At 34.7% G+C, this 24522-nt stretch carries 19 protein-coding genes and 1 tRNA gene; 12 read left to right on the forward strand and 8 right to left on the reverse strand.

All coding sequences use genetic code 11. From position 1 onward, the window contains the following. The first annotated feature begins 1 nt into the window (after position 1). Positions 2-610: a 3'-5' exonuclease gene (locus GXM17_RS01405; RefSeq protein WP_163397500.1), complete on the forward strand. Its 609-nt coding sequence runs from the start codon at positions 2-4 to the stop codon at positions 608-610. A 254-nt stretch (positions 611-864) separates the two neighbouring features. Here the strand turns inward: GXM17_RS01405 and GXM17_RS21975 are convergent, their stop codons facing one another. Next, entirely contained in the window at positions 865-987 is a 123-nt protein-coding gene (locus GXM17_RS21975; RefSeq protein WP_280115291.1) for a hypothetical protein, read from the reverse strand. A gap of 115 nt (positions 988-1102) precedes the next feature. Between GXM17_RS21975 and GXM17_RS01415 the strand changes: the two genes are divergently transcribed. Further along, positions 1103-1176: transfer RNA gene (locus tag GXM17_RS01415), tRNA-Arg, on the forward strand. A 40-nt stretch (positions 1177-1216) separates the two neighbouring features. On the opposite strand, the gene GXM17_RS21980 is transcribed toward GXM17_RS01415, so the two are convergent. The 5 genes from GXM17_RS21980 to GXM17_RS01440 all read right to left on the reverse strand — a co-directional run bounded on the left by GXM17_RS21980 (position 1217) and on the right by GXM17_RS01440 (position 8107). Next, positions 1217-1495 (reverse strand): transposase, encoded by a 279-nt coding sequence (locus GXM17_RS21980; protein WP_244307308.1) that lies wholly within the window; start codon positions 1493-1495, stop codon positions 1217-1219. A 151-nt stretch (positions 1496-1646) separates the two neighbouring features. Beyond that, positions 1647-1982, reverse strand: coding sequence for an SdpI family protein (locus tag GXM17_RS21985; RefSeq protein WP_163397501.1), 336 nt, complete (start codon positions 1980-1982; stop codon positions 1647-1649). A 677-nt stretch (positions 1983-2659) separates the two neighbouring features. Further along, positions 2660-3973 (reverse strand): TIGR00341 family protein, encoded by a 1314-nt coding sequence (locus tag GXM17_RS01430; RefSeq protein WP_163397502.1) that lies wholly within the window; start codon positions 3971-3973, stop codon positions 2660-2662. A 361-nt stretch (positions 3974-4334) separates the two neighbouring features. Next, a complete protein-coding gene (locus GXM17_RS01435) occupies positions 4335-5963 on the reverse strand; it encodes a T9SS type A sorting domain-containing protein (protein ID WP_163397503.1) in 1629 nt (542 codons plus the stop codon). Then, complete coding sequence (locus GXM17_RS01440; protein WP_163397504.1) at positions 5960-8107, reverse strand: pectinesterase family protein; 2148 nt, start codon at positions 8105-8107, stop codon at positions 5960-5962. Before GXM17_RS01440 ends, GXM17_RS01435 begins: the two co-directional genes overlap by 4 nt. A 458-nt stretch (positions 8108-8565) precedes the next feature. Between GXM17_RS01440 and GXM17_RS01445 the strand changes: the two genes are divergently transcribed. Further along, positions 8566-8829, forward strand: a complete 264-nt coding sequence (locus GXM17_RS01445) for a hypothetical protein (protein ID WP_163397505.1) — start codon at positions 8566-8568, stop codon at positions 8827-8829. A gap of 48 nt (positions 8830-8877) precedes the next feature. Here GXM17_RS01445 and GXM17_RS01450 read toward each other — a convergent pair whose 3' ends face one another. Further along, on the reverse strand, positions 8878-9576 hold the full coding sequence (locus tag GXM17_RS01450) for a DUF1826 domain-containing protein (RefSeq protein WP_163397506.1): 699 nt from the start codon (positions 9574-9576) through the stop codon (positions 8878-8880). Between the two features lie 641 nt (positions 9577-10217). Here GXM17_RS01450 and GXM17_RS01455 point away from each other — a divergent pair. Continuing rightward, positions 10218-13214, forward strand: a complete 2997-nt coding sequence (locus GXM17_RS01455) for a DUF4982 domain-containing protein (protein ID WP_163397507.1) — start codon at positions 10218-10220, stop codon at positions 13212-13214. Between the two features lie 94 nt (positions 13215-13308). Here GXM17_RS01455 and GXM17_RS01460 read toward each other — a convergent pair whose 3' ends face one another. Next, positions 13309-15075: a mechanosensitive ion channel family protein gene (locus GXM17_RS01460; RefSeq protein WP_163397508.1), complete on the reverse strand. Its 1767-nt coding sequence runs from the start codon at positions 15073-15075 to the stop codon at positions 13309-13311. A gap of 267 nt (positions 15076-15342) precedes the next feature. On the opposite strand from GXM17_RS01460, the gene GXM17_RS01465 reads away from it, so the two are divergent. The 8 genes from GXM17_RS01465 (at position 15343) to GXM17_RS01500 (ending at position 24413) form a co-directional block, all read left to right on the forward strand. Then, complete coding sequence (locus GXM17_RS01465) at positions 15343-16398, forward strand: GntR family transcriptional regulator (protein WP_163397509.1); 1056 nt, start codon at positions 15343-15345, stop codon at positions 16396-16398. Between the two features lie 635 nt (positions 16399-17033). Then, positions 17034-18554 (forward strand): sensor histidine kinase, encoded by a 1521-nt coding sequence (locus tag GXM17_RS01470; protein WP_163397510.1) that lies wholly within the window; start codon positions 17034-17036, stop codon positions 18552-18554. Beyond that, positions 18541-19191 carry a response regulator transcription factor gene (locus GXM17_RS01475; protein ID WP_163397511.1) on the forward strand — a complete coding sequence of 217 codons (651 nt, stop codon included), beginning with the start codon at positions 18541-18543 and terminating at the stop codon, positions 19189-19191. Before GXM17_RS01470 ends, GXM17_RS01475 begins: the two co-directional genes overlap by 14 nt. A gap of 101 nt (positions 19192-19292) precedes the next feature. Beyond that, on the forward strand, positions 19293-21602 hold the full coding sequence (locus GXM17_RS01480) for a T9SS type A sorting domain-containing protein (RefSeq protein WP_163397512.1): 2310 nt from the start codon (positions 19293-19295) through the stop codon (positions 21600-21602). 527 nt (positions 21603-22129) lie between these two features. Further along, a complete protein-coding gene (locus tag GXM17_RS01485) occupies positions 22130-22912 on the forward strand; it encodes a hypothetical protein (protein ID WP_163397513.1) in 783 nt (260 codons plus the stop codon). A gap of 78 nt (positions 22913-22990) precedes the next feature. Next, the gene (locus tag GXM17_RS01490) at positions 22991-23584 is read left to right on the forward strand and encodes a TetR/AcrR family transcriptional regulator (RefSeq protein ID WP_244307309.1); all 594 of its coding nucleotides are present in this window, start codon (positions 22991-22993) and stop codon (positions 23582-23584) included. Between the two features lie 51 nt (positions 23585-23635). Next, a complete protein-coding gene (locus GXM17_RS01495; RefSeq protein ID WP_163397514.1) occupies positions 23636-24127 on the forward strand; it encodes an acyl-CoA thioesterase in 492 nt (163 codons plus the stop codon). A gap of 88 nt (positions 24128-24215) precedes the next feature. Then, the gene (locus GXM17_RS01500; protein ID WP_163397515.1) at positions 24216-24413 is read left to right on the forward strand and encodes a hypothetical protein; all 198 of its coding nucleotides are present in this window, start codon (positions 24216-24218) and stop codon (positions 24411-24413) included. Positions 24414-24522 lie beyond the last annotated feature (109 nt).

Below are 24522 nucleotides of genomic sequence, written 5' to 3' on the forward strand. Positions count from 1 at the left end.
TATGCTGGACTGGCTGAAAAACATTAATAAAGACTATCCTGACTTTTGGAAAAACTACATTAGTAAATTCGAAACTAAGCCTAATAGATTTGTAGTCGTATCAACCGAAACTTCAGGACTTAATCCCTTAAAAGATGTTATTTTATCTTTGGGGTCTTTTGCTGTTATGGATGACAGTATCGTAATCCAGGATAATTTCGAAGCGGTTTTACTGCAATATAAATATTTGCATGACAATGGCCTTTCAAATGAATTTATAATCGACAGTAAAATGAAAAAGCTTCACGAAAATGAAGCTCTGCAGGCTTTTATCGATTATCTTGGAAATGCAGTTTTGGTTGGTCATCATGTTAATTTTGACATTGAAATGATAAATGCTGCATTAGAAAGACTTGATTGCGGAAGATTAAAAAATGAAGCACTGGATATTGATGTTATGTATCGAAAATTACATGATATTAATGACAAGCAGTTTTCTTTGGATGATTTATGCGAAATATTTAAAATTCCAAAAAGCGACAGAAACTCATCCGCAGATGATGCTTATAAAATAGCCTTATTGTTTTTAAAGCTAAAATCCAGATTAGGTATCAAACAAGTAAGCCCATAATAAATATTTTTTGATTTTGATAGTGAATCGCGGCAATTCGGAAAGATCTTTTATTTTCTCTCTTCCGTTTAGAAATGAATGTTCTGCCAAAAAATCAAACTGAACAATTTCACCTTCTGATTCATTTTACTAATAGTTTTAAAAGGAGGTTTTTTAGGTTTCCTAACAAGTAAGAGAACCTGCCTTCAATCGATCAGCTAATTCAGAAGAAAAAACCTTGTTTTCCCAATAAATTCATTGAGCGTTTAGAGAATTTAGTAAAATTTGGAGACAATATTCTCTTTCCATAGGATATTTAGCGGTGATGTAATATCTTTAAATAAAATTCCTTCTTCAGGAAAGCCCTGAATATCATGTATATAATTTCCTGAGTTCATTTTTTTTTATTTTTATGTTATTTTTTGCTTGTACATCTCACATTTATCCCTATATTTGCACCCGCTAACAGCAATCAACGAAGCTACAAAAAATTAGCTTGTTGAAAACAAAAAAGGCCTCGTGGCGCAACTGAATAGCGCATCTGATTACGGCTCAGAAGGTTACTGGTTTGAATCCAGTCGAGGTCACTCTTAAAAAAACGTTAAAACATCAGTTTTAGCGTTTTTTTTATACTTTTTCACATAATTTAACCCACTTTAACTCATAATGTGAATGGTTTGTAAATCCAATTAAGTTAAGGATCAAGTTCAAAAGTTGGGGATTAGGCAAAAAGATTGGATAATCTGAACAAAAGAAATCAATTTTCCTTACTCCTCTAAATTGAGATCTAAACGCTTTTATTTTTGCATTAAAAGATTCAGCAGAAGTATTTGTACTTCTATTCTCAAAGTAATTTAAGATAGACCGGTAATTAAAAGTTATATGATTGTTGTTCCACTGAAACAAAAAAAATGGCTTGTTCCACTATTCTCTTATCTGATATTAATAATTGTCGTTCTGTAAAGGCTATAGATTGATTTATCCACCGACATAACAAACCACAAAAAAACCTTAAAAAGCATACGACTTAAAAGGCTTTGTATACGGTTCACAATTCTTAACAAAACAATCTACAATTTCTTTTCATACTCTCCAATCTTTTTTCTATGTAAAAAAACATAACAACAAATTGGACGATTAGAAAAATCCCGAAGATATTTTTGTTAAGGCTTTCATATACAAGTGAAATGATAAAAAAAAGTATGCCATTGAATAATGACATCCTAAATAAAACTATGGCAGCAAGTCTGTTAGAATATTGCCAGTTGGAAAGATTCTTCATGGATTTACTGCTTCTATAGCCGTAAAACATATTTATTTTTTTTGGCTGAAAGAAATAATAAACCACTGAAATAAAAAACAAGAGTAGGAAGATTAATATTTCTGTACTCATAATTAACGGTATTAGAAATTAATAATAATAAGGCAGAACTCATTACAAATGAAAAGCTGATTATGCCCATAAAAATTGCGATGAAAAAGTGAAAAAGAATGCCTATGAAAACCATCTTTTTCTTTCTTCCGGCATCCATTGTAAAGATATTAAAAGCAATTAACAATTCAATGACGAGTACCGACCAGTTAAGCAGTGTTATAATTACTTGGACTGCTGAGAAGGACTTCAATAAAAGACTTAAAAAAATCAGTTACCCCGAACAATGGCTGGGTAAACCAATAATAAAGGGCAGTTCCCTTTTTCCACTCTTGTATTTTGAATTTTCAAACCGAAACGAAAAAGTAGATTATAAATATCTGAAAAGACATAAGATAAAATGCGACTGCAGCCGTTGCTTTGGCAAAAAAAAATGCTTAGAGCTATCCTCTGACCAGTGCCATTTCCTTAATCCAGCAGACAGATCGGTATTAAAAGCAGGGTCAATATTTCAGATACCTTGTCTCCTCCATCCATGCAGGTCGATGTAATGCTGAAGCTATAGGCAATAAACCAATGCAGCACACATGTGAAACGCTGATAAATTCTGCTAATAAACAGTTATTGTGAAATCAGCAGGAATTTAATTTAACAAATAGTCTATGTATTCAAAGAAACTGCAATTGTTAAAAGTACGCTTAATCTTGTTTTCTAAAAAGAATAACATTTTTTACAGCTAATCTCTGGTTAAGCCAATTTTTAAATTTTTCTTTATCTTTTTTACTTATTTCAGGTTCAGAATCATAAATAACCGAAGTAACATCGATTAAGGAGTCATTTTTTACAGCTAACTTTTGTTCTGAAATCGATAAGGAAGAAACCTCAGGAAACAATATTCTTGTCTCTTTTAAAAATTTAATATTGTCCTGTTTGTATTTTGCGAGTTCTTTTTCTAAATGAATAATCTTTAAATCTCTTGTATTCATTTCATTTTCGCCGTTTTTAATCTGGTTGAGGATATCCCCTTTTAAAGCATTGAATCGATCGGTACTGTCTTGTTTTATGATTAAATTAGTTCCTTTTAAATATTGATTTTCATTCATTTTTTGTTTGAGATGATTCTTTTCTGATGTGTTAAATCTTTTAGAAAGGAAAGCAAGTTCCAACATTTTTGTTTTTGGGTTAAAGTCAGTTTTTTTATATATCATCGTATATCCTTTAGACGTGAATTCTTTTTCTATAAAAAGATCAACATTTTTTCTGAACTGTTGTTTCTCATAAAGTGTATAAGCCAAATAACTGCTTGGCAGAATCATAACCGTTATGAGTAATGTAATAATAATTTTTACCTTTCGCTGTTGTTCTTTATTCACTTCCTGCTTGGCAGGATATTTAAGGTATTTTACAATAAGAAAAGTAGAAATTCCAATGAATACACAATTGATACAATACAAATAGAAAGCTCCTAAAAAAAACGTCCATTGCAGTGTTGCAATTCCGTATCCTGCCGTACATAAGGGAGGCATCAGTGCTGTGGCTATTGCAACCCCCGGAATAGGATTTCCTTTCTCTGTCCTTGTTACCGCAATGACACCTACAAGCCCGCCAAAAAAAGCAATCAGAATATCATAAATATTTGGGGAAGTTCTTGCCAAAAGCTCTGACTGAACATCTTTGAAAGGACTTAGATAAAAATAAACTGTAGAAAATAAAAGACTTACAAGCGTTGCGTTCAATAAATTTTTAAGTGATTTTTTAAGAAGTGAAAAATCATAAATACCCAGAGCAAAACCTGCACCCACTATAGGTCCCATTAAAGGAGAAATAAGCATTGCGCCAATAATTACTGCAGTTGAATTGACGTTAAGCCCAATTGAAGCAACAATTATTGCACAGGCCAAAATCCATATATTGGCGCCCTTAAAATCTATATTTTTTTTTACGCTTTCCAGCGTTTTTTCCTTATTATCTTCCCCTTCATGAAGACTGAAAAGTGTTGAAATATTTATCATACTTAATCTCTTTGTAAATTCCCTGATATTTAAAGTTACAAAAATATGTAGTTCTGCGTGAAGAATTAAGTTAAACTCTAATTATTCATCTTATGATTTAAAATAGTATTTGTTTAGAAACTGATTTACTACTGATTCACTATCTTAATAATGATTATTTTGACACAAATGACTTTAAACACAGTAGAAAAATGGTAAATATTGTTACGAGCTTATGATAGTAATACAGAAAAATAATTGTTTTAGTACTATAGCTTCAATATATCACAAACCTTACATTTAAAACTTTAAAAGTAAGAACCCTATCAGAAATTGTGCATTTCTAATAGGGTTTTACATTAAAAGTACTTGCTTTTTAAACTTATTCTTTGATAATAATTTTATTTACAACTCCATTATTCGTAAATATTTTCACTGCATAGCTACCTGCGGGTGCAATAATATTCACTTTTGCAATTGTATCAGTAATTTCGTTTATTGCATGGATTTGCTGTCCAAGCATATTGAATATTAAAATTTGTTTCGCCTTTGATGCAGTACCAAGATCGATATAAAATTCATTTTTAAAAGGCACAGGATATATTTTAATTTCAGGCTTTACTTCGCCAGCAACAACATCAAGTGTACTGTCAGCGGCAGTATTTTTGGAGGTATTGCCACAACTAACTGCAGTTACATTAAGTCCTTCTATTTCTATCTTATCGATATTAGCCAGCCCTGATGATGTAGTAGCCTCCAGTCTGATGTTATGAGTACCTGCAGAAAGTGGTATTGTAACTAACGAACTGGAATTTTCTGCCCAGGTAGTCCAATTGGCTGTGGCATTAAATGCCGGAGTAGCGACTGTAACGCCATCAACGATTACATTAGCACTTCTCGGAGTAGTTCCTCCATTCGAATATCTCCATCGAAGTATATAATTTCCTGAAGAAGTATTTACAGACCATTCAATTCCTGCACCAACTGCATTATTTGAATTTGCAAAACCAGCACCCTGAAATCCGGCGTTATTACTGTCTATTGTGCCTTCAACAGAACAGAAACCCGTTTCGTTTTCATTGATTGAAATTTCAGTATTTGAAGTACCAGAATCAGGATCTGTATAGTTGGCAGTTCCATTTAGATTTTGATTAGCAGTTATCGCAGCCACTAATCCATTGATATAAACTTCTAAATTAGTATATACAGAATTCAGTGTGTACAATGCTCCGTCTGAAATATTGTTGCTATTTAAACCATTAGCACTTTCCCAGTTATCCGGCATTCCATCCATATCTGTATCCGCAGGAGCTGTTGTTGAATTGTAGGCCGGCCATCCGCCAACATCAGATTGCGTGTCTATCAGACCTTTAGAACTTCCGTTTGAACCGTTGTAAGTAAAAGTTCCGTTTGTAGCTTCAGATACTATTCTTGTATCTACTGCATCACGCTTTAGGCTTGCTCCTACATACGCTAATACTCTGTTGTAAGCATTTGCTGCAGAATGCGTGGTCATATCACCAAAATTATATTCTGTATTAACACGAAGCTCCGCTTTGTTTTTTGAAGATGGATTAGGATCAACTCCATTCCAGTTGTTACCGGAAGTTGATGAATTTGCTGTAGTAAAATTTCCATTAACATAAAAGCTGCCCCACACACCTGCGGGTTGCGAGTTCGCTCCATTATCAGGACTTGGAGAAATAATTCGGTCATTTACTCCTGAACCTGTTGCCGGACCAGCCTTGTAGTAATTATTAGTAAGGTTATATGAACCTCCTTCAGCAGCATAAGCACTGTTTCCGCCCCAGTTGTAAATAACATTATTTCTGAAATCAACCATCTCAAGATTAGGAAGTGCTGAGTATCTGCTTCCGCAAAAACGTGCATTTCGGCTATCATGATGCGCTAACATATTGTGATGAAACGAGGCTTTTTTTCCGCCCCAAATTCCGCCATACCCATGAGTTCCCTTATCGTGAACAGACACGCGCAAACTTTCGGACATCATACACCATTTTCATTGTCGTAAAAAGAAGCACATTCGTCTGTACTCCAGCTCATAGAGCAGTGGTCAATAATAATGTTTTTATGATTTCTGGCTCCAATAGCATCGCCTTCATGCTGTGCCTGGTCGCCCATACGAAAACGAACATAACGGATGATGACATTGTCAGCGTTTACATTTACGGAATAATTTTTCAGACAGATTCCATCACCCGGAGCGCTCTGACCGGCGATAGTTATATCTCCGTTATTAATTCTTAAATCTGAATTAAGCGCTATGATTCCGGATACCTTGAACATTACTGTTCTGGCCCCAGTTGCCGTGACAGCCTCCCTTAAACTTCCTGCACCAGAATCATTCAGATTTGTAACATAAATTACTCTTCCTCCACGACCTCCACTGGTGTAACGTCCAAAACCTTCTGCGCCTGGAAATGCAGGTGAATTATTTGCCTGAGCCACTGCAACTTTTTGAGTGGATGCCGTTACCGTAAAAGTTGCTGATTTTGTTGTGTTTGGACTACCCCCTACCGTTGTAATTGTGTAATTAAAAGTACCACTAACAGTTGGTTTTCCGCTAAACGTTACACTTTTAGCTGAATTGTTTATAGCAGCTGTGATACCAGAAGGCAATCCTGATACAGTTACCGTGGCGGCATTTTCCCAGTTGTAATAAAAACCAGTAATAGACGTATTTGTTGCTACAGTCTGACTGGATCCTCCGGCTCCGTGTTTTATTAATTTAGCTGCAGCCTGAGGCGCTGAAAAACTTAGATAATTTAGATTATACAAATAGCCGCTTCCACCTTCAAAAACAAGATAGACATCGTGTATTCCTGAAACCTGATTTACCGGACATGTAAAATTTGTGTAGGTCTGCCAACCACCCGTTGGTGTAATATTACAAGTTCCAATAAGGGTGCCTGATGTTCCTCCTAACCGGATTGAAACAGTACCTCCTGCTCCTGCTGTTGAAGCTCTTGCCAGAAAACTGCCTGCTCCTGAAGAACCAAAGTCCATATCTTCAAACATAATCCAATCCCCGTTATTGATATAACCTACATTATCAGTACCCTCAGAACTGGCTTCAGTCTGAACCCCGGAGTGACTATTGTAATTTTCGGCCTGGATGGTCTGAAAAGCAGTTCCGCCAGTTGCAACAGAATTAATAATTGTATCGGGATTCCAATTGTCAGTAACCTGTGGATTCGCATTATTTGCTTTTAAAACATTTAGTTTTGTATAAGAAGCCGCCTGAGCAGCATTCAGTTTTTTTGCCCATGAAACTCTTGATGCAGGTACATTCCCTGCTCCGGAGTTATTATATTCGGCAAAACGTGCTGTAGCCTGATTTGCAGCGTTACCCCAGTCATTCCATCCTGCTGCCTTAATAGCATTGGTCATACTTGTATTCATAAAAGTAACAGATGCATACCCTCCCCATGGACGCCCCAGATCAGTAATATTACTTCCTGAACCTGTAATCTGGCAGTTATTGAATACAAATCCGTACGCCAGATGCGACGCTGTATTTGCCGCAGTTAAAGAACTTCCGCCTTTTGTGTAAAGCTGGCAGTTTTGAAAATAAGCAATAGCTCCTCCAAAAATAAAGTCTGTAGTGCCTTCGAAATAACAGTTTTCATGATAAGATCTTCCGCTGTGAGGATAATAAGTATCCTGATTTCCTAAAAAGCGACAGTTCTTAAAAACAGCTTTATCAGCTGTACAACGAACCGCTACAGCCTGTCCGACAGGTCCGGATGAATTTGCGAATGTAAGGTTTAATGCGTAAAATCCTGTCCCGTTTATGAAGGCACTGGCTGAATTTGAAGTTCCATAAGCAGCTCCTGTAGCCGGATTAATTTTAGAAGCATAATTATTATAGGTCAAAACAGTGCCGGTTGAACTTTGTCCTATGAATGTCAGGTTCGTTTTATTTGAAGGAACGGTGATTACTTCATAATAAGTGCCATTTTTAATATAAATTTCAGTTCGGGATGAACTATTTGAGGGAGCCGCATTCACTGCTGCCTGAACAGTGGTGTAATTTCCAGAACCATCCTTGGCGACTACGATATCGTAGTTTTGTGCTTTCAGCTGTATGGTACATAAAGCTAAAAGCGTTAATAGTAAAAATTTTTTTTTCATTTTTTTGGTTTGGTTAGATAGTTAAAAAAGTTATTCTCGTGAGTGAGAATCTAAGCAAGTACTTTTCATGTTAAATCAAAGCTAAAAAAACAAAACTTCAAGAAGGTGGACATATCGCTATTTAACAGGGTACGAAAAGCAAATTCCGGTAATTATTTATAAATCAAAATTTTAAATAAATAAAACCGGATCAATTTGTCTGTTGCCAAATACCACATTTAATTCCACTCAGCAAATTCTATTAGTGAAGATTACACGATTTCTGGAAAGAAAAATAAAACAGTTTTAAACTGAATAAAAATTTGCTCCCAAAGAATCATAGATTTCGGAGAGCGAGGAAGCTGTGTTTTTAATAAGAATACTTGGGATTAAAATTTAAAGGACTATAACTAAACTATACTTTAACAGTTTTAAAACCTTAATAATATATATATCGTATATAATACAAAACTAACATTATGATTTCTACTTCATTACGTATGACTGCAAAAATATACCGCTGTCTTTCTGAAAATCAGGAGAGACCACTTCCTTTTGAAGAGCTATGCACCATTCTTTACCCTGTTATCAGGAAAGTTGATGATTCAAGTGATTTGCTTTCTGCTGAAAATGAATATAAAACCAAAGTGATGATGTCATTGATCTTTCTTTCTGATCTCCAGCTGATTAATTTAAACCAGATTACGGATGAAAGCTTTATCAATTTGTCCAATAGAAACTAACTGAAATAGTAAAGCATATTAAGTAAAAAAAGACATAAATAATTTCACTTAACAAATCAACAACAACCGATATTCGCCTTCATTTTCTATTGGCGCTCTGTGGATGCAAGGCAGCACTTTTTGTTTTGGGTGATCGACAGCCAGACGCCACAGATGCATCAAGCCTAAATTTATAGGTTTAGCATCTTCATTTGCCTGATAATGCAAATCAAAATAATTCTCCTTCAAAAAGTTTTCAAATTCATCCTCTGGCCCATTGTGGAGTTCTTTTAATTTTGTTCGTATTTCCGGGATTAAAATTTTCTGCACTGCCTGCGAATTAGAAACAATATCGCTTGCTACTCCGTCATAGGTGCATAAGAAAGTATCAGTCCCAACAGGTGAACGATCTACATGAAACGAATACACATCAGTAGATATGAAATCAAATTCATCATCACGCTCATAACACTTCAGTAAATTAAGAGAAGGCGAAGCTCCAAAATCTGTTAATAACTGTAAATCATTTAAGATTATTTCCCGTGCAATATTGCCTTTGTCAGATAGTTGGAGGGCTATTAAATCTTCTGGATAAACTTCTGTTATATTTTCTTTTAGGCATAGGCGGGTCACAATCTCGTTAAAATCACCATCTAAATTTCTGTACCAGCACAGCGCATTTATTTCTCCGGTAAAATCGGTATTCACAAGTTCAGAGAAAGTGGATACTATTCCAATTTGGCTGCAGGCAGAAAATGTATTTCTCATAGGATAACAGTAAGATGCTAATTACTTCATGCGGTACAAAATTATGTAATAGCTTTCAGTTGAGAAATATCTATTGCTAAAACTTTGGAGCTGTTTTTTTTCATAAAAAGTTAAGGCTACCCGAATTATTATCCATAAATTTTTTGATGTACCTTTTTTAAAAAAATTTAATTTGCTTAATAATTTATAGTTTGCTTATTTAAAAATACAAAAAATCAAATTAGAGCGTTATTAAAAAAAAATAACACTTAGAAGAACTCAGAACATTCCTTTTTTAAAATACACTCTTAAATTCAAGATATATAAGTCAAAGTAAATAGTTTTTATCTATACTTATTTGAAATGTAATAATTAAAATTAATTTTATTAAAATTAGGACTAGAATACAATAGTCATACATTATTTAGCCACAAATGCTGATTAAATGAAATTTATAATATTATCTTAAAATTTCGATCTGTATCATATCATCATTATATTTTTAACCTTTGACATAAATATCATAACGGACATGGCAGAATATGATAAAAATTGACAATCTTTGATAGCAGAGAAATACACATTAAAACTAAATTTGATAATGCTTCTAACAGGTTTTAGCAGAAGCTTTGAAAGATTACTAACTTATTTAAGAAACCAAAATGAATAGAAAGTTTTTTTACCCTGTTTTAACTTTATTGCTTTTGTTTGCAAACTTTACATTTGCCCAAAAACAAAACCCCACTCCCAACGGAATTAAATACAATTTCAATTATGACTGGAGGCTTTTTGCAGGTGATGATGATCAGGCAAAAAATACAACTTATAATGATAAAAACTGGTCAAAAGTAAATCTCCCTTACGCCTGGAATCAGTCAGAGGCATTTAAAGTAGATATTACAAGATTATCTACAGGTATAGCCTGGTACCGAAAAACATTCCAGCTTCCGGCAAAATCAAAAAATCAAAAAGTTTTTATCGAATTTGAAGGTGTAAGACAGATGGGAGAAATTTATGTAAATGGGGAGTTTGTTGGCAGGCATGAAAATGGTGCTATGGCCTTTGGTTTCGATATTACCTCTTTGATAAAGCCCTTTCCTCAGGAAAATGTCATTGCCGTTAAAACCGATAATGACTGGAAATACAAGGAAAAAGCAACACAATCAGGATTTCAGTGGAATGACAAAAACTTTAATGCTAACTATGGCGGAATTCCCAAAAATGTTTATCTGCATATAAAATCAAATGTGTATCAGACCCTGCCTCTGTTCTCTGGCCTTGGCACAACAGGAACTTACGTATATGCCTCTGATATCGATATTGCGAAAATGGAAGCATTGATTAATGTTTCGTCACAAGTTAAAAATGAACAGAATTCAGCTGTGAATGCACAACTACAAATTAGCATTACAGACATGGAAGGAAAAGTTATTTCTGTTTTTTCAGGAGAAAATTCTAAAATAGCTCCTAATGAAACAAAAGAACTCATAGCCTCGAAAATCGTGAACGACCTCAATTTCTGGAGCTGGGGTTATGGTTATTTATACAATGTCAAAAGTGAACTGATTGTAAACAATAAAGTCACAGACCAAACCACTATTCGCACCGGATTTCGCAAAACAAAATTCGAAAAAGGCATGATCTGGCTTAACGATCGTGTCATTATGATGCACGGTTATGCACAGCGAACGAGTAACGAATGGCCGTCATTGGGAATGTCGGTTCCTGCCTGGATGAGCGATTACAGCAACAGCCAGATGATAGAAAGCAGCGGTAATCTGGTACGCTGGATGCATATTACACCATGGAAACAGGATGTGGAATCCTGCGACAGAGTTGGTCTGATTCAGGCAATGCCGGCTGGGGATTCAGAAAAAGATGTTACCGGAAGAAGATGGGAACAGCGTACCGAGTTAATGCGTGATGCCATTATTTATAATCGAAATAATCCAAGTATTCTGTTCTACGAATGTGGAAATGAAAGCATCTCTGAAGAACATATGGCAGAGATGAAAGCTATTAGGGATAAATACGACCCTTATGGAGGACGGGCAATAGGAAGCCGTGAAATGCTGGACAGCAAAATTGCAGAATATGGCGGCGAAATGCTCTATATCAACAAAAGTGCAAGACTCCCTTTCTGGGCTACAGAATACAGTCGTGATGAAGGCCTTCGTAAATATTGGGATGAATATACCCCGCCTTTTCATAAAGAAGGAACAGGTGGAACATCTCATACTAATGTTAACGGAACAAAAGTAGCAGATGCCAGCGCCTATAATCACAATCAGGATGCTCATGCCATAGAAAACGTAGCGCGTTGGTATGATTACTATCGTGAGCGTCCGGGAACAGGAACAAGGGTAAGTTCGGGCGGTGTCAATATTATTTTTTCAGACAGTAATACACATTTCAGAGGTGCCGAAAACTACAGAAGAAGCGGTGAAGTTGATCCGATAAGGCTTCCAAAAGATGGCTTTTTTGCCCATAAGGTGATGTGGAACGGATGGGTAGATGTCGAAAATCCTGCTGCGCATATTATTGGTCACTGGAACTACGACAGCCCTGTTACAAAAAAAGTTTCGGTTGTATCATCTGCTGAAACAGTAGAATTGTTTGTGAATAACAAAAGTTTAGGAAAAGGTGTTCAGTCAGACCAGTTTTTATTCAGCTTTGAAAATGTAAAATTTGAGCCGGGAACTATTAGGGCAATTGGATACGACAGCGCAGGCAAAAAAATCTGTGAAACAGAAATTAAAACCGCCGGGAAACCTGCTGCTGTTAAACTAACTCCTATTCAAAGACCGGGAGGTACATTAGCTGACGGAAGTGATATCGTGATTGTTGAAGTTGAAGTTGTGGATGAAAAAGGAAACCGCTGTCCGACAGCTTTAAATAGAATCAATTTTGATGTTGAGGGACAAGGTACATTTATTGGCGGAATCGCTCAGGGACCTGATAATTACATCGGTTCGAAAAGCCTTCCTGTTGAATGTGGGGTAAACCGAATCATGGTAAGAGCCAGCGACAAAAAAGGAGAAATTAAAATAAAAGCTACTTCTGAAAATCTTAAAACGGGTAATCTGGTGATTAAAACGATTGCTGCAGAGCATGGAAAACTGACGACAGTTATGCCCGATCATAACTTGCCATCTTACACTAAAAGAGGAGCAACTCCAAACACACCTTCTTTTAAGAAAACCCGAACGCCAATTGCAATAATTGATGCTAAAACAGCTTCTAACCAGGCTGACGCTGGAAAAAGCTATGATGATAATGAGCTGACCCAATGGTCTAACAGCAAAGATGGAAGTCCGATGATTGAATTTGAACTGGAACGTGAAGCCTTAATCAGTCAGTCAGTACTGAAACTGGCAGGATGGAGAAGCAAAAAATATCCAATTAAAATTTACGTAGATAATAAAGAAGTATTCAATGGTACAACACCAACCAGTTTAGGATACGTAACACTGGAATTTAAGCCCGCAAAAGGTAAAAAGGTCAGAATTGAACTGGCCGGTGCATCCAAAAACAGCAGCGAGATAAACCTTGTCGAAATTACAGGAAAGGTTGATCAGGCCGGATTAAAATCGGGAGATAAACAAAATGGCGAATTGCCAATCGTTGAAGCAGAATTTTACGAGCCTCTTGATAAATAAAAATTCAGGTTAAGAGTCCAAAAACAGATTCAAAAATCAAGTTTGTTTGGTTAATTAGCTGCTATCAGGTAATTCATATTGCCTGATAGTTTTTTTACTCGGGAACCTTGTAGCTGCCTTCTCCGGGATACTGAATACTGTCTTTTAATTCATCAACACGTTTAGGATCAAATTTAGGGAGCTGAAGTTCGTTATTATCTTTCCATTTTTTAACGGTTTCTGCAACTTTTAAGGCTTTCTCTTCCGACATTTTGCTGTCTCTCGCCATATAAAGTGTCTGTGAAGGGTAAGCTAAAGATGTTCCGCTATTTTCAATGATATCCATCATACGAAGCAAAATATCCTCTTGTACTTCCTGAGATATCTCAAATGTGAAAGCTTCTATATAGGCTGTCACTTCGACCTTTAAGGCATCCGCTGTAATACCTGTAAAACGTACCATAGGAGGTGAATTGAGAACTGCCGGATGAGCATACAATAAAGACCTAAGTTCTACCAGCAGGTAACGCATCTGATCGGGTGTAGTTTCCATTCTGAAATTAAATACAGGATTAAAAATATAACGGTCGCGATGGGCAAAGTTTTCTATTTTGCTTGCAGAAAGTTGTCCGTTGGGAATCGTCACAATAGTTCTGGCTGCGGTGCGCAGTGTCGTAGAACGCATACCGATAGATTCGACAGTGCCTTTGATATCATCAATTCTGCAATAATCCCCTACCCTTAAAGGCTGATCAGCAATAAGACTCACGCTTCCTACAAAATTTTCTATTGTTTTTTGTGCTCCCAAAGCCAATGCGATTCCCCCAATTCCTAATGCTGCAAGCCCTGCTGTTACATCTACACCAATAACGCCGAGCAGCGCAATTATACCTATACAAACAATTGCCGCTTTTGTCGTACGACTCAGAAATAATACCGCAGATACCGCAGATATTCGTCCTCTGCGCGTCATCCTGCTGCGAGTAAACATACTCACAAAGTCGGTTATTCTCCACAGCAATATAAGAAAAGCCGTAATTCCGATCGTGATCAGTATGATGCTGAATCGCTGTCGAACCACTATTGAAATTCCCATACGCTGAGTAAAAGCTACAAATAAAATTACTGTGAGATACATGTTTACAGGCAATGAAAAGGCTTCGATAATTGCTGCCCCCTTCTCAGTAGCCGATTTTTTCCACAATTTTTGTAGCATAAAGATTAACAGATAAATAAGCATTCTGGAGAGCAGATATGACACTACAGTCATAATGACCACTACCGCCCAATGGCCTATTGGTACATTTCCAAATTTTCGTTCGATTAATGCAGGAGGTAATATTCTGTCCAAAAAAGATTTTTCAACCCTGATGTCAGCAGAAAGTATTGATTCTACTGTTTCAGCTGAGAAAAGCCATAAAGCGGGCTGACTATCATCAGACTGGTTTTCTACATACAGGGGCAACACTGTTTTTCCTGTCGCAATATTTCCAACAAGGTCCTCGCCGGCAGCCAGATCATCGTCTGTGCGTCCGGATTCCTTATTGCTGATAATGGAGGAAGGCGATAAATTACCACCCTGATCCAGTAACAGCTGGAAAGTTTTTGCTATGCGTATTCTTTCTGAGGTTTTTCGGTATGAACGTTTACTAAGGACAAAATATTGACTGGCCCGAAGATAATTCTGTTCACCTATAGCTCTTATAAATCCATTCACCGTTCCCTGTGGTGTTCTCCTCCCAAGCGAATCCTCAGGAGCTTTTTGGGACTCTTCTGTTAGGGCTTTATTTGGTGCCAGTAATTGTGCTTTACCTGTATTATGTTTTACCAGTAATGCAATTAACATCAGTAGTGGCAATAAACGTTTAATATATAATATCATAATTTGTATATTTTCAGTTGTCGAACTATTAAATTTAAGAAATATAGCAGACAAAAGAAACCTTGCTTTGAAATTTTCAAAATTACACTTTGCAGATTGATTCAGCTGGAAGGTTACAATTGCAATTATCATATAAAGGCTGTCAATTACTAATATTATCATGTATAAAATTTTTCTCAATTATTTTTGAATAATATAAAATTATAATTGTATTTTTTACACTAATTTTTGAAAAATGATTATATTCGTCAAATAGATTGGTAACAAATGAAAGCAGAATTAGAGAATGCCGCAATTAATTTGCAAATAAATTCAAGTATTCCTAAATATATTCAGATTGCAAACAGCATTGCAGATGATATTCTGGAAGGTAAATTTGAAATAGGCGAACGTCTTCCTTCAATAAGGGCTATAAGTAACAGTAATGCTGTGTCGCGTGATACAGCCGAAAAAGCATTTAAGGAATTACGGGATCGCAGTTTAATTTATTCTGTTACCGGTCTTGGCAATTTTGTAGAATCAAAAAATCAGGATTCAGGTATCAATGTTTTTTTTCTCATAAATAAGCCATGCACGTATAAAATGGAAATTTACAATTCATTTGTTACCTCACTTGGAGAGAGCGGACGGGTTGATATGTATCTTTATTATTGTGACGAAGAACTTTTTATTAATGCTATAAAGAAAAATATAAACAATTATAATTATTTTGTCATCATGCCTCACTTTAGAGACGCGAAACAAAACCACATAAATCACACCTCAATAACGATTAAAGCTATTAATTCCATCCCGAAAGAGAAATTGGTTCTGTTGGATAATTCGCATTCTGAAATTTCGGGCAGTTTTCCTGTAATTTATCAGGATTTCAAATTAGACGTCATTAATGCTCTAAAGGAAGGAGCTGAAAAATTAAAGAAATATGAAAAAATAATTTTAGTATATCCTACCAAAGCAGTTTTTCCATACCCTGCGGGACTTTTGGATGGATTTATAGAGTTTTGTTCCGATCAGCAATTTGAATTTGGAATTATGGAAGAAATATCTGCCGGTCTTGAATTTATATCCAAAAACGCCTATATAGTTATTGAAGACAATGACCTGGTAAATCTGGTTCAGCAAACCAAAGAAAAAAAACTTAAAATAGGTGAAGATATAGGAATCGTATCTTACAATGATACCCCTTTAAAAGTTTTGCTGGATATCACAGTGCTAAGTAGTGATTTTATAACAATGGGACAAAAAGCCGCAGAAGCAATACTTACCAAGACAAAAGAAAAGTTTAAAAACCCTTTTCTATATATCGAACGGAATTCATTATAAAAACGAATTCGGAAAACCTCTTTTTATAAAATGCTAAAATTTAATTTACAATTTGTATAAGTATAGCTGAGAATTTATAAAGATTTATCACAGGTTAAAAATCTGATTGTGTTTACTATTATCAATTGATCACTGCTTTGAATCATTCGCACACTTTGTCTGTATTCTCGCAATCATTTTTTACATAAAATTCTTAAGATCTATTTTGATTCATGTTTGAATGTTCAGGAAAAGCTTTAATTAAACTTCTAAAACAATTAAATTTCAGTAAATTAACTAATATTAGCCTCGCTATATATTCGGTTTTCGAACAAATTTTAAGAACAAACAATGTGTAATTCAGAACATTTTTAGTCAGGTGATTTTTGAAACTCCTATATTTGAAATGTAAAACAATTTCTATATATATATAGTGCGAATATAAATCTTATACAATCTCAATTTAAACAGTGAGAATTTATTTTAGTTTACTTCTGCTTAGTTTACATTTTTTTTGTTCGAGTCAAAATTCTTTTCAAACCCTGAAAAAGGATCTTGAACACAAAATAGCGTATTCAGATTTTAAAACTGCCTTAGACATTATCAATAAAAACAGAGAGCGTTATGGCAATTTAGAAAAAAACGATCTTGATGTCATGAAAACCAAAATTCTGACTGAATTTGGACTTTATGATGAGGCTTTTAAAGTTTCTCAAAATCTTTTAGCCAATTCTGAAATTACAGAAGAGCAGAAACTGAAAATTCATGTCGAAAGAGCCCTTATTTATGAAATTAACGATGATTATAAATCCTGTTTATCAGAATTAAAAAAAGCGGAAGCTTTATTTATAAAACATCCGGAATTTAAAGTTAAAAACTACAGTAATTTTCTTATTCGAAAATCTTCTTATTACAGGGTCAATGGCTATTCAGAAAAAGCATACGATCTTGCTCTTCAGGCAAAAAAATATGCTGAATCTGTCAGCGACAAAGTAAATATGCCTGTTGTAGAACTGATTTTAGGACTTGGTAACCGAAAAGCAAATCCTGAATCAGAGTTACGGCATTACAATCGTTCCCTTTATTTATACAAGCAGCTGAATCATTATGAAGCAATTATTTCGATGTATAGCAATCTGAGTTATTTTTATTTATTAAGAGGTGAATATAAAATGGCTAATACCTATATTGATTCGGCAATAACTATTTCATCAAAATCAAATGTTTTAAATTACAAGGCCGATGTTTTTCAGACGAAGAGCGATATCTTAGAAAAACAAAACAAAGCTGATTCTGCTTTGTATTACTATAAAATTGCGTCAGAGTTGTATAGACAATACAATGGTGAACAACGGGATTTAAAGATAAAGGAACTAGAAATTGAATATAATTTTGACAAAGAAAAGTCTGAAAAACGATTGCTCAAAAAAGATATAAGGATCACAAGGATACTGAACATAGCACTTTTTGTTTTGATTATGATTTTATCATTTTTTGCCTGGCAGATTACTAAAGACAAAAGAAAAATCGAAATCCAGAGACAAAAAATTGCTGAGAACAATATAACTCTGAAAACAAACGTAGAAGAGAAACAATTTCTTGTTGAGGAGCTAAATCACCGGGTTAAAAATAATCTCGCTGTGATTTTGAGTCTGATTGATTTTCAAAAAGATCAGGCAGGGAATAAAAATTATAAAAGCATATTTGACGATTTGCATCAGCGCATTAAGACAATAACTATTGCCCATGAATTTTATTCGTATAGTGTGAATCATAGTGACAATGATTTGATTGAGGCTTCGGATTACATCAGCAAAATAATTGAATCCCATCAAAATAGCGCACTAAGAGCATTTCAATATATAAATGATATTGAATCTATTTATTTTAATGTTGATAAAATCCTGTCTCTGGGACTGCTTGTAAATGAATTAGTTACAAATTCCCTAAAGCATGCCCAATCAGGTGATGCACAATTGATTATATACATTAATCTCAGGAAAACAAATAATGAAGTTGAATTAAATTATTCAGATAACGGAACCGTTTTTTGTTTTGAAAATAATAACAACTCTTTAGGACTTTTGATTATTGAAGGAATGGTCAAACAGTTAAAAGGAAATTATACAAGAGAGAAAGCAAATTATAAAATAATATTTCCAAATGTCAGAACATAAAAGCAGGATATTAATTATAGAAGATGAAGTTTTAATCGCATTCTCCTTAAAGAAAATGCTGGATAAAGATTTCGTCTCTGAAATTGCGCATGATTATGAAGAAGCCAAAATTCTCCTTTCACATAAACCATTTAATCTTGCCCTGATTGATATTTCCCTTTCAGGAAATAAAACAGGACTTGATTTGGCAAATTTTATCAATACAAATATTTACATTCCTTTTATTTTCACGACTGCACTTACGGATCCGTCAACTCTGGAAAAAATAACAAATCTGAAACCCTCTGCCTATCTTTCTAAACCAGTTGAAAACGTTAACCTCATAACAGCAATAAAGCTGGCTTTGGCGAATGAGGACACAATTTTTAAGATTGAGATTGGAAAGCAAATCTATTATTTTCAGGCTAAAGATTTTCTGTTTGCAGAAGCTGATCATGTGTATGTTGAAATTCATTTGAAAACCGGTAAAAATCAGATTCTTAGAACAACCATGGCCCATCTGGAAGAGATTTTTCCGTCCAGACATTTCAAAAGAATTAACCGGAGTATTGGTGTAAATCCTTATCATATCTCAAAAATTATAAACGATAAATTGTTTATTGAAGATAGAATTTTTAAGATTTCTAAAAAATTTTAAGGGTACTTTAGAACAAGAAAGGAGTGTTTCAGAACATTTTTTGAAAGGTTAGATTAGAAGTTATTAGTTTTAAACTTACAAATTAACTAAGACTAATACTTATGAAAAAACAATACTCTTATATTTTAATGATTTTATTTTTTGTCTTTTTTACACACAAAACATTTGCTCAGCCTTATTACGACTTTACTCATGCTTCTTCGCCGGGAAATTATTCAGTTGGTGGTATAAACGTTGTATTTAATTACAATCTTAATGGTGGTCAGGTATATATTGACTATAGCTGTCCGAATGTTTTAGGGTACAATTTCACTAATGGTGGTTATTTTACTTTTGGCTTTAATGTTCCTGTTGCGGGAGTAAGAATAAGAGGAATCCGCCAGACATTTAGTAGCAATACCAATATCGCCATAAAAATAAACGGAACATCATATGCTTTGAATTCCTCAAACATTTCATCCTTTAACGCTTGTGGTTATAACACACAAGGTGCTTTATCAAACGGAGCTTTAGTTGGCGGCAATGGTTTGATTACAATTACACAACCGGAAATTAAATCTCTTGAAATACAAAATAATGGTGGTGATTATTGGATATTTGTCGTCGAAATTCTACCTCTTGTTACTACAACAAACACTCCTTGTACAGGCAGCACTCTAAACCTGACCTCAGATTTCGGTGGTGTAACAAGCGGTGTTACCTATAACTGGACAGGTCCTAACGGTTTTACTTCATCTCTTAAAAACCCCAGTATAAGTAATTCCTCAGCAGCTAATTCAGGGCTTTATAAGGTAACAGCAAGTAATGGAACTGTTACGGCTTCACAAACTCAAAATGCTTATGTAAATCCCATACCTACTGTTAATAATGTAAATAACCAAACGCTTTGTAATGGTGCTTCAGTAAGTGCAATTAATTTTACGAGTCCTGCAAACGCCGGAGTAATTTGCGGAAACGTAAATGAAGGAGCTACTTTAAATCTCAGCGCTCCGCCGGGTGCTGTGTTCACTAACGTGCAGTTTGCCAGTTATGGAAATCCAACCGGAAGTTGCGGCACTTTTGTTTTAGGATCATGCAATTCACCTAATAGTTTATCTGTTATTTCCACAGCTGCTTTAGGTAAAAATTCATTTAGTCTTGCTGCTACCAATGAAAATTTTGCAGAACCATGCTTTGGCACGCCAAAAAATCTAAAAGTACAGTTGAATTATAATACTCCGGTTACTTATACCTGGACTAATAGCAATACATCAATTGGATTAGCTTCTTCCGGGACAGGTAATATACCCTCTTTTGTAGCGACTAATTCCACTACCTCGCCTATTATGGCTACTATAACAGTTACACCTAAATATACTAATGGAGGCACTTGCTCAGGCACTTCAAAAACATTCACAATTACTGTAAATCCATCTCCGGCAATTACTAACCAACCGGTTTCCAAAACAATCTGTAATGGAAACAGTACCTTTTTTTCTGCTAGTGCTACCAATGCAACAGGTTATCAATGGCAGGTAAATACAGGGTCAGGTTTTGTCAATATTAATGACACTTCGACTTATTCCGGATCAACCACAAATACCTTAACTATCAACGGTGCAACCTCGCAACTAAATGGCATTAAATATCAACTATTAGCTTTAGGAAATTGTGGTTCGAAAGCATCTAATATTGTAACATTGACTGTTTCAGCAATAAACGGCAGCTGGATTGCTAATAATACCAGCTGTAATGGTGAATCGAACGGCAGCATAAATCTTACCCCACTGGGAGGAACTCCTCCGTACACATTCGCCTGGAACGACGGTATTGAGACAGAAGACAGATCAGGTCTTGCTGCGGGAACTTATAGTGTAACAATAAATGATTCTAATGGCTGCACCGGTATAGTTTCAGCAACTATTTTACAGCCGGATGCGGTAGATCCTCCCACAGGTGATGCTGTTCAGAGTTTTAACTCCGGAGATGATTTAAGTGTATTGATTGCTAATGGTCAAAATATTAAATGGTATGCTACTGCGGAAAATGCAACCAATCTTGTGGATGAATTGCCGTTAAGTACACCTATTATCAACAATACCACGTACTATGCCACGCAAACTCAGGGCAGTTGTGCATCTGCGGTTCCATTGGCTATCAAGGCGTATAATCCACTTTTGTCAGTTAATGATAATATAAAATCTGATGTAAAAATAACACTGTATCCAAATCCTGTAAAAGATGTTTTGCATTTTAATGCTGAAGCAGAAATTGATAAAATTGCTGTTTTTGATGTAAATGGAAAGAAATTGCTTGAAAAAACATTGAATGGAGATCACAAAATAAATGTCCAGTCATTGCTTAAAGGTGTTTACCTGATTCAGGTTTTTACCGAAAATGAAATAAAAACGCTTAAATTTTTTAAAGATTAGAATAAGCATTCGCAACGGAAATAAAAAGGCCGTGTCATTTTTGTGACATGGCTTTATTTTTTTAATATAACTCGTTGGGTGAAATAGAATAAAAATAGCTTCATTACAAGGATTAAATCTAATTTGATCTGCAAAATCCTTTAAAAATCTGCGTGAAATAATTTTGCATATTAATTTTTCACGCAGATTGTCCAGATTAAAACTGCCTTAGACAGATTTATATCTAAGCTAATGCGATAAAATTAGAAAAAGAATAATTTCGCCCAGCGGGTTAATATGTTATCTCAGAATAATTTTTCAGTCTTAAAAACCCCTGTAAATACTTTTCTTTTTTCCTTAATTTATATTTCATTAATTTAAAATATTGAAATTCAGTATATTATTGTTTTTTTTTATTAAATTTGACTTACTCCTCTACTGTATCAGCCGAAATAGTATATCTCTGTTTAATTTTCTTCCATCATGTTTGATTGGATTCTGCTCATTTCAAACAATAAAACTGATTTCATTAATTTAAAACAGCAGCCATGGCAACAGTACCTCCGGACAAAAAGAGTAATTACGAAAAGTTATTTGCTTCCTGTATTATAAAAGAAGCTAAGTATCCCGAAATTGATAAAATAACAGCAAAAATGGTTTCAAATAAAGCCCGATACGAATCTGTGGGTGACCGGCTAAATATCCCATGGTTTGTAATCGCAATTATACATAATATGGAAGCCAGCTTAAGGTTTGATACTCATTTGCATAACGGTGATCCTCTAAAAGACCGGACAGTCCAGGTTCCTGCAGGACGTCCAAAGACAGGAAACCCGCCCTTTACATGGGAAGAAAGTGCCAAAGATGCTTTAGTCTATGACAAACTTAACACCTGGACAAACTGGAGCATTGCCGGAATACTTTATAAACTGGAATTATATAATGGTTTGGGCTATTACAGACAAGGCATTAATTCGCCTTATTTATGGAATTATTCTAATCATTATTCCAAAGGAAAATATGTTCAGGATGGCAGATATGATCCTACTGCCGTTTCAAAGCAATGCGGTGCTGCTGTATTGCTTCGACGTATGAGTGAGCAAAAATTAATAACATTGCCAAATGGCAATTTATTAGAGCAAATATTAGCTCTGGGAAATAAAACAATGTACTATTCCGGTACTGTTACTAATGAAGCCAAAGAATTACAAATACTGCTAAACAAGGCTGGCAGTATATTGCGAGTTGATGGCAAGGCAGGTGAAAGAACATCAACCGAATATTTTAAATTTAGCAAAACTTATTTAAAAGGCGATCCAAGAAGAGTTTAGAAACCTTGAGTCTAAAAAAACTTTGCTCTCTCAAATACCGATCGGTATTTTTGCTATATTTGTTCTAAAGTTTCATTTATGAGCATCATGAATACATCAGAATATATATTAGATAAAGTAGCGCCTATTTTTAATAGACAAGGCTATGTTGGAACCAGTCTTTCTGATATTACAACTGCTACCGGACTTACAAAAGGTGCTATCTATTGTAATTTTAAAAACAAGGAAGATTTAGCATTAAAATCATTCAAGCTGAATGTAGATTTAGCTATTAAACCATTATTCAGAATAATTGAAAATACCAACGGAGGTATAAATAAATTGCAGGCTATAACAAACTACCAGCGCAATTATTATGATTTAGTTAAAGACCGGGGAGGCTGTCCTATGCTCCGGGTAGGTGTTGACACAAAGTTTATCAATCCGCCATTGTTTGAAGAAGCTCAAAAATTATCTCTAAGATTCACTACCGGTCTAATAAATATTATACAGGAAGGCATCCTTAATAATGAAATCAAAGATGACACTGATCCAGTAAAGTACAGCAAAGTTATTTTGTCATTAATTGAAGGAAGTTCACTTCTTGCATTTATTCATGATAAAGAATCCTATATTCAGAATGCGATGGATCATATCGATAGTTTTTTGATAAAAAGCATTAAAAAAGAGTAAAAAAATTTTAACCCGACAGATACCAATTGGTATCTGTTTAATTATATAGAAATGAATAAAATATTAAAAACAAAAAGAAAAATCAGATTTCAGGACTGCGATCCATTCAATCACTTAAACAACTCGAAATATCTGGAGTATTTCATAAATGCCCGCGAAGATCAAGTTCAGGAAAATTACAATTTGGATATTTTTAAACTTATGAAAACAACTGCCCAAAGCTGGGTTGTGGCCTCTAATCAGATAAGTTATATCAGACCTGCTGTTACGATGGAGAGCGTAGTTATTGAATCGCAGCTAATTCAATATACCGATAATGCACTATTGGTAGAAATGAAAATGTGGAACGAAACTGAAACCGAATTAAAAGCATTATTGTGGATAAAATTTATTCATTATAATTTACAGACTAGAAAGACAGCAAGTCATTCTGATGAGTTAATGAAGCTGTTTCAATCAGTAGTAGTTCCTGTTGATCAGTCCGTTTTTGAGAATAGATATCTGGCTACAATTCAGGAATTAAAAAATCGGACGTTTGCTTAGTGCAGGGATTTTATAACTTTTTAAAATGATTATATAAATGTAGCAGTTTTATTTGCGGTAATTTTAATAAAATTTAAATTTACGAGCTATGAAAACTAATAATCAAAATCCAAATAACCCTAAGCAGGGAGGTTCTGATAATCGTGTGGATACCCGAAAACATCAGTACAAAGATCATGATGAAGTTTTAACAAACGACGAAAATTATGATGTAGATACTCAAAAATTCAAAGGCGAAGAGCCTGAATTTGACGATAAACTGAATAATGAAGAAAAAAATAAGTAATAAAAAACGTCTCAAAAACAACATTTTGAGACGTTTTTTTGAAATGCTGAATAACAGCAGTATTTATTTAAAATACTTAGTTTATATACGCTTTTTTTTGTTAAATTAC

Origin of the sequence: Flavobacterium fluviatile, assembly GCF_010645065.1 — a bacterium.
GTDB classification, from domain to species: Bacteria; Bacteroidota; Bacteroidia; order Flavobacteriales; family Flavobacteriaceae; genus Flavobacterium; species Flavobacterium fluviatile.

Bases quoted from the DNA above. Each gene is read 5' to 3' on its own strand.
- GXM17_RS01435 (WP_163397503.1), bottom strand. From the start codon at position 5,963: ATGATGTCCGAAAGTTTGCGCGTGTCTGTTCACGATAAGGGAACTCAT.
- GXM17_RS01500 (WP_163397515.1), top strand. From the start codon at position 24,216: ATGAAAACTAATAATCAAAATCCAAATAACCCTAAGCAGGGAGGTTCT.
- GXM17_RS21985 (WP_163397501.1), bottom strand. From the start codon at position 1,982: ATGAGTACAGAAATATTAATCTTCCTACTCTTGTTTTTTATTTCAGTG.
- GXM17_RS01480 (WP_163397512.1), top strand. From the start codon at position 19,293: ATGAAAAAACAATACTCTTATATTTTAATGATTTTATTTTTTGTCTTT.
- GXM17_RS01495 (WP_163397514.1), top strand. From the start codon at position 23,636: ATGAATAAAATATTAAAAACAAAAAGAAAAATCAGATTTCAGGACTGC.
- GXM17_RS01460 (WP_163397508.1), bottom strand. From the start codon at position 15,075: ATGATATTATATATTAAACGTTTATTGCCACTACTGATGTTAATTGCA.
- GXM17_RS01490 (WP_244307309.1), top strand. From the start codon at position 22,991: ATGAGCATCATGAATACATCAGAATATATATTAGATAAAGTAGCGCCT.
- GXM17_RS01445 (WP_163397505.1), top strand. From the start codon at position 8,566: ATGATTTCTACTTCATTACGTATGACTGCAAAAATATACCGCTGTCTT.
- GXM17_RS01450 (WP_163397506.1), bottom strand. From the start codon at position 9,576: ATGAGAAATACATTTTCTGCCTGCAGCCAAATTGGAATAGTATCCACT.
- GXM17_RS01440 (WP_163397504.1), bottom strand. From the start codon at position 8,107: ATGAAAAAAAAATTTTTACTATTAACGCTTTTAGCTTTATGTACCATA.
- GXM17_RS01405 (WP_163397500.1), top strand. From the start codon at position 2: ATGCTGGACTGGCTGAAAAACATTAATAAAGACTATCCTGACTTTTGG.
- GXM17_RS01430 (WP_163397502.1), bottom strand. From the start codon at position 3,973: ATGATAAATATTTCAACACTTTTCAGTCTTCATGAAGGGGAAGATAAT.
- GXM17_RS01470 (WP_163397510.1), top strand. From the start codon at position 17,034: ATGAAAACCAAAATTCTGACTGAATTTGGACTTTATGATGAGGCTTTT.
- GXM17_RS01475 (WP_163397511.1), top strand. From the start codon at position 18,541: ATGTCAGAACATAAAAGCAGGATATTAATTATAGAAGATGAAGTTTTA.
- GXM17_RS01485 (WP_163397513.1), top strand. From the start codon at position 22,130: ATGGCAACAGTACCTCCGGACAAAAAGAGTAATTACGAAAAGTTATTT.
- GXM17_RS01465 (WP_163397509.1), top strand. From the start codon at position 15,343: ATGAAAGCAGAATTAGAGAATGCCGCAATTAATTTGCAAATAAATTCA.
- GXM17_RS21975 (WP_280115291.1), bottom strand. From the start codon at position 987: ATGAACTCAGGAAATTATATACATGATATTCAGGGCTTTCCTGAAGAA.
- GXM17_RS01455 (WP_163397507.1), top strand. From the start codon at position 10,218: ATGAATAGAAAGTTTTTTTACCCTGTTTTAACTTTATTGCTTTTGTTT.